At 71.3% G+C, this 2,821-nt stretch carries 3 protein-coding genes; all 3 read right to left on the reverse strand.

The annotated features are described in order from the left end of the window. Positions 1-728 (reverse strand): adenosylhomocysteinase (locus ACZ6I1_RS34965; RefSeq protein WP_469293160.1); only part of this gene is annotated, 728 nt, incomplete at its 3' end. Positions 729-758: 30 nt separating this feature from the next. Beyond that, positions 759-1,625 (reverse strand): methylenetetrahydrofolate reductase [NAD(P)H], encoded by an 867-nt coding sequence (gene metF / locus ACZ6I1_RS34970; RefSeq protein WP_469293164.1) that lies wholly within the window; start codon positions 1,623-1,625, stop codon positions 759-761. A 128-nt stretch (positions 1,626-1,753) separates the two neighbouring features. After that, a partial coding sequence (locus tag ACZ6I1_RS34975; protein ID WP_469293162.1) for a vitamin B12 dependent-methionine synthase activation domain-containing protein occupies positions 1,754-2,821 on the reverse strand: 1,068 nt, incomplete at its 5' end.

Consider the following 2,821-nt stretch of genomic DNA (forward strand, 5'->3'; position numbering starts at 1 on the left):
TTGATGCCGTCGATCAGGGAGTGCCGGCAGCCGTACTTGTTGTCGAACTTCGACTTCGTCACGGCGTCGTTCACGTTGATCGCCGGGAAGAGGAGCTGGCCCGCCTGGTGCATCTCGTACAGGCGGTGCACGCCCGTCGTGGTCTCCTCCGTCACGCCGCGGATTCCGGCGGCGAGCGTGGTCCAGTCGATGGTGCTGTCGGCCAGCAGGCGCAGGACGAGGGCCATTTCCTCGTTGTCGGCGGTGGCCGGGTCCGGGACGGCGCCGGCCTTCTGGTACTCGACGCCCTTGTGGACGAGGAGGGTGGCGTCACCGCCGTCGTCGAGGATCATGTTGGGTCCCGCGTGGCCCGGCCAGGTCAGCGCCTGCTCCGTGCACCACCAGTACTCCTCCAGCGTCTCGCCCTTCCAGGCGAAGACGGGGATGCCGGCGGCGGCGATCGCGGCGGCCGCGTGGTCCTGGGTGGAGTAGATGTTGCAGGAGACCCAGCGGACCTCCGCGCCGAGGGCTACCAGGGTCTCGATCAGGACGGCGGTCTGCACGGTCATGTGCAGGGAGCCGGTGATCCGCGCGCCGGCGAGGGGCTGCGTGGCGGCGTACTCGGCGCGGATCGACATCAGGCCGGGCATCTCGTGCTCGGCGAGGGTGATCTCCTTGCGGCCGAACTCCGCGAGGGTGATGTCGGCGACCTTGTAGTCCGTGAAATCGGCAGGGGTCTGGCTGGTCATGGTGACGTACTCCGGTGGTGGATGGCGGGGCTAAGGGGTGACGCCCAGGTTCTGATGGATCTCGAGCGTCGCGGTGGAGCGGTTGAGGGTGATGTAGTGGAGGCCCGGGGCGCCTTCGGCCAGCAGCCGCTGGGCCATCGCGGTCGCGTACTCCACGCCCACCTTGTGGCCGTCGGCAGGGTTGTCCTGCGCGGCCTCCAGGCGGCGGGCCAGGGCGTCGGGGAAGCGGGCGTCGCTCAGTTCGGCGAAGCGGCGGATCTGGCGCGCGTCGGTGGCGGGCATGATCTCGGGGATCACCGGGGTCAGGCAGCCCACCGAGTCGAGCCGGTCGCGCAGCCGCAGGTAGTCCTCGACGTGGAAGAACATCTGCGTGATGGCGTAGTCGGCGCCCGCCCTGCACTTGGCGGCGAAGTGCCGGACGTCCTCCGTCCAGCCCGGCGAGCGCGGGTGCCGTTCGGGGAACGCGGCCACGCCCACGCTGAAGTCGCCCAGCTTGCGGATCATGCTGACCAGCTCGTGGGCGTGCGTGAAGCCCTGCGGATGCGGGGTCCACACGCCCTTCGGGTCGCCCGGCGGGTCGCCGCGCAGGGCGAGCACGTCGCGGATGCCCGCGTCGGCGTACTGGCCGATGATGTGGCGCAGCTCGGCCCGGGAGTGGCCGACCGCCGTCAGGTGCGCGACCGGGCGCAGGGTCGTCTCGGCGGCGATCCGCTTGGTGACCTCGACGGTGCGGTCCCGGGAGGAGCCGCCCGCCCCGTAGGTGACGGACACGAAGGACGGGGCGAAGGCCTCGATGCGGCGGATCGCGTTCCACAGGGTGCGTTCGCCCGCCTCGGTCTTGGGCGGGAAGAACTCGAAGGAGTACGAGCGCCGGCCGCTGGCCAGGATCTCGCGCACACCGGGCCGCGCGGCCGGGCGGAGCCGGACGAGGGTGGGGCGTTCGGTGGGGCGTTCGGTGGGACGTTCGGTGGGGCGTTCTGCGATGACGGCTGCCAAGGGATCGTTTCCTTCCGGTGTCAGCGTGCTCAGCGTGCGTTGAAGTACGTGGCCGCGGGGTGGTGGATGACGATCGCGTCGGTGGACTGCTCCGGGTGGAGCTGGAACTCCTCGGACAGGTGGACGCCGATCCGCTCCGGCCGCAGGAGGTCGGCGATCTTCGCCCGGTCCTCCAGGTCGGGGCAGGCGGGGTAGCCGAGCGAGTAGCGGCAGCCCTGGTACTCGGTGCGGAACATGCCGTCCATGGAGGCGGGGTCCGTCCCGGCGATGCCCAGCTCGGCGCGGACGCGGGCGTGCCAGTACTCGGCGAGGGCCTCGGCCAGCTGGACGGAGAGCCCGTGCAGTTCCATGTACTCGCGGTAGGCGTCGGCGGCGAAGAGCCGGGCCGTCTCCTCCCCGATGCGGCTGCCGACGGTGACGACCTGGAGGCCGACGACGTCGGTCTCGCCCGACTCCTCGGGGCGGAAGAAGTCCGCGAGGCACAGGCGGCGGCCGCGGCGCTGGCGCGGGAAGGTGAAGCGGGTCCGCTCCCCGCCGAACTCGTCGAGGATGATCAGGTCGTCGCCCTTGGACACGCAGGGGAAGTAGCCGTGCACGACGGCCGCTTCGAGCAGTCCGTCCGTGTGCAGCCGGTCGAGCCAGCCGCGCAGCCGGGGCCGGCCGTCCGTTTCGATGGTGTCGGCGGCCTTCAGGCCCCACTGGCCCTTGAACAGGGCGCTCTCGTCGAGCCAGGAGGCGTAGTCCTTGAGCGGGATGCCCTTGACCACGCGGGTGCCCCAGAACGGCGGAGCCGGGACCGGGTTGTCGACGGCCACGTCGGAGCGGCCGCCCTCCTCGGGTTCCGCCGGGAGGAGGAGGGGGGTGTCCCGCTTGGGGACGCGGCGCTGCTTCAGGGGCGGGAGCTCCGCTCCGGGGACTCCGCGCTTGACCCCCATCAGGGCGTCCATCAGGCGCAGGCCTTCGAAGGCGTCGCGGGCGTAGCGGACTTCGCCTTCGTAGATCTCGTGGAGGTCCTGTTCGACGTAGGCGCGGGTGAGGGCGGCGCCGCCGAGGATGACCGGGTAGTCGGCGGCCAGCTTGCGCTGGTTGAGCTCCTC

Source organism: Streptomyces sp. NPDC046303, from assembly GCF_055588085.1.